Here is a 2,145-nt window from a genome sequence, read left to right as displayed (position 1 = left end):
GCCGCCGCACCCTCCGGTGCGGCGGCGGCGCCGGAACGGCCGACGAAAGGACACACTGTGCACAACCGCCGGATCCGGATCGCCGCCGTCGGCGACCATCTGCTGGCCGGTGCGGGCGACGCCCGCGCCATCGGCTGGTGGGGCCGCGTGCTCGCCCGCACCCAGGCCCCCGACGTGGAGCTGGAGAACTACGTGCTGGCCGTGCCGCACGAGACCACCGAGGACCTCAACGAGCGCTGGTGGGGCGAGGCCTCACGGCGCTTCTCCGAGGAGACGGAGAACCGCCTCGTCGTGGCCCTGTCCGACGCGGACCTGGACCTGGAGGCCACCTCCACCGCCCGTTCGCGGCTGAACCTGGCCAACGTCCTGGACACCGCCTCGCAGCGGAACATCCCGGTGCTCGTGGTGGGCCCCACGCCCACCCTGGACGAGCAGCGCAACGCCCGGCTCGCCGAGCTCAACGCGGCCTACCTGGATGTGGCCGACCGGCGCAACCACGTGTACGTGGACACGTTCACCCCGCTGGTGGGCCACGAGCAGTGGCGCTCGGACCTCGCCTCCGGCCAGGGCCGGCCGGGCCAGGCGGGCCACGGGCTCATCGCGTGGCTCGTGCTGCACCGGGGCTGGTACCAGTGGCTCGGTCTGCCTGAGCCCACGGCCTGATGTGACAGAATGGACCACCGACCGACTCGTTGAAGGGAGACGTCATGAGCAAGCGTGCACGCAAGCGTCGCGACCGCCGCAAGAACGGCGCCAACCACGGCAAGCGTCCCAACGCCTGATCCGCTGATCGGCGTCGCGGACCGGCCGGGTGCCACCCGGCGACCGCAGACCACGAAGGGCCGTCCCCTCAGGGGACGGCCCTTCGTCATCGTCGGGGCGCCCGATCGGGTGCCCACGGGTCCGCATGTCGCGGTGTCAGCCCCAGGTGACGGTCGTCATCGGGGTCTGGGTGATGCGGGTCATGATGGTGGCCCGCAGCTGCGCGGGCGCCTTCTCCTGGCAGCACCGACGCACCGCCGAGCGGATGAGCTCCTCGAGCTCCTTCTGGTGTCGGCAGTCCGGACAGTCCGCCACGTGGGCGCGCACCTGCTCGATGTCCTCGGGCGTCAGGGCGCCGTCCAGGTACTGGTACAGCCGCTCCAGGGAGGCGTCCTGGGCGTCGCGGCACTCATGGCCGTGCTGGTCCGCGGTCATCGCGTGGCCTCCTTCGTGCTCGTCTCGGTCTGCTTCGTGCCGCCGCGCCCGGTCTTCTTCTTCGGCTGGGCCTTGATGCCGCGCGCGGCCGCGTAGTCCGCGAGGCGCTCGCGCAGCTGCTTGCGGCCGCGGTGCAGCCGCGACATGACGGTGCCGATCGGCACGTCGAGGATCTCGGCGATCTCCTTGTAGGCGAAGCCCTCCACGTCCGCGAAGTACACGGCGAGCCGGAACTCCTCCGGGATCGCCTGCAGGGCGTCCTTCACCTGGGAGTCGGGGAGCCGGTCGAGGGCCTCCGTCTCGGCCGAGCGCAGGCCACCGGAGGTGTGCTCGGCGGCCCGGGCCATCTGCCAGTCCTCCACCTCCGGGTTGTCCGCCTCGAGGGGCTGGCGCTGCCGCTTGCGGTAGAGGTTGATGTACGTGTTCGTGAGGATCCGGTAGAGCCAGGCCTTGAGGTTGGTGCCGGGCCGGTACTGGTGGAACGAGGAGTAGGCCTTCGTGTACGCCTCCTGGACCAGGTCCTCGGCGTCCTGCGGGTTGCGGGTCATGCGCAGCGCAGCGGAGTACAACTGGTCCACGAACTCGAGGGCGTCACGCTCGAACCGGGCACGGCGCTGCTGTTCGGACTCGGCGGCGACGTCGATGTCGGCGCGGTCGTGCTCGGGGGCGTCCTCGGGCCGGGCGAATTCCGGCCGGCTGTTGTCAGTGCTCATCGCGGGCCAGTCTACGGTCCGGGAGGGATGCGTCAGCAGGGCGGCGCTCATGCGGGGCTCCTCTCCGGCTGCGGTCCGCGGCGAGCGGGACCGGTGCGCCGACACGGGTACGGGGTCGTCCAGTGGAGCGCCAGGAGCGTTCCAGGTATTCCCCCGAGACAGGCCGACCCCGGCCGACAAACGCCGGATAGGCTGGCCCGGTGACCCGCCCCACGCGTGCCGCCGCGCACTCCCC

The 2,145-nt window shown here is 71.7% G+C and carries 4 protein-coding genes; 2 read left to right on the top strand and 2 right to left on the bottom strand.

What is annotated here, in order from left to right; genetic code table 11:
• The first annotated feature begins 57 nt into the window (after positions 1–57).
• Positions 58–663, top strand: a complete 606-nt coding sequence (locus tag HMPREF3105_RS06365; RefSeq protein ID WP_010079058.1) for a GDSL-type esterase/lipase family protein — start codon at positions 58–60, stop codon at positions 661–663.
• A 44-nt stretch (positions 664–707) separates the two neighbouring features.
• A complete protein-coding gene (locus HMPREF3105_RS13785; protein ID WP_370426847.1) occupies positions 708–782 on the top strand; it encodes a 50S ribosomal protein bL37 in 75 nt (24 codons plus the stop codon).
• Positions 783–918: 136 nt separating this feature from the next.
• On the opposite strand, the gene rsrA is transcribed toward HMPREF3105_RS13785, so the two are convergent.
• Together rsrA and HMPREF3105_RS06355 are read right to left on the bottom strand one after the other, a co-directional pair.
• Positions 919–1,197 carry a mycothiol system anti-sigma-R factor gene (gene rsrA / locus HMPREF3105_RS06360; protein ID WP_069941466.1) on the bottom strand — a complete coding sequence of 93 codons (279 nt, stop codon included), beginning with the start codon at positions 1,195–1,197 and terminating at the stop codon, positions 919–921.
• On the bottom strand, positions 1,194–1,910 hold the full coding sequence (locus tag HMPREF3105_RS06355) for a sigma-70 family RNA polymerase sigma factor (RefSeq protein WP_036314006.1): 717 nt from the start codon (positions 1,908–1,910) through the stop codon (positions 1,194–1,196). The genes rsrA and HMPREF3105_RS06355 overlap by 4 nt, the downstream gene beginning before the upstream one ends.
• Between the last annotated feature and the right edge of the window lie 235 nt (positions 1,911–2,145).

The organism is Micrococcus sp. HMSC31B01 (genome assembly GCF_001816085.1).
In the GTDB taxonomy this organism is placed as follows: domain Bacteria; phylum Actinomycetota; class Actinomycetes; order Actinomycetales; family Micrococcaceae; genus Micrococcus; species Micrococcus luteus.
This window is presented reverse-complemented; position numbering and strand designations above follow the sequence as displayed.

Bases quoted from the DNA above. Each gene is read 5' to 3' on its own strand.
- rsrA (WP_069941466.1), bottom strand. From the start codon at position 1,197: ATGACCGCGGACCAGCACGGCCATGAGTGCCGCGACGCCCAGGACGCC.
- HMPREF3105_RS06355 (WP_036314006.1), bottom strand. From the start codon at position 1,910: ATGAGCACTGACAACAGCCGGCCGGAATTCGCCCGGCCCGAGGACGCC.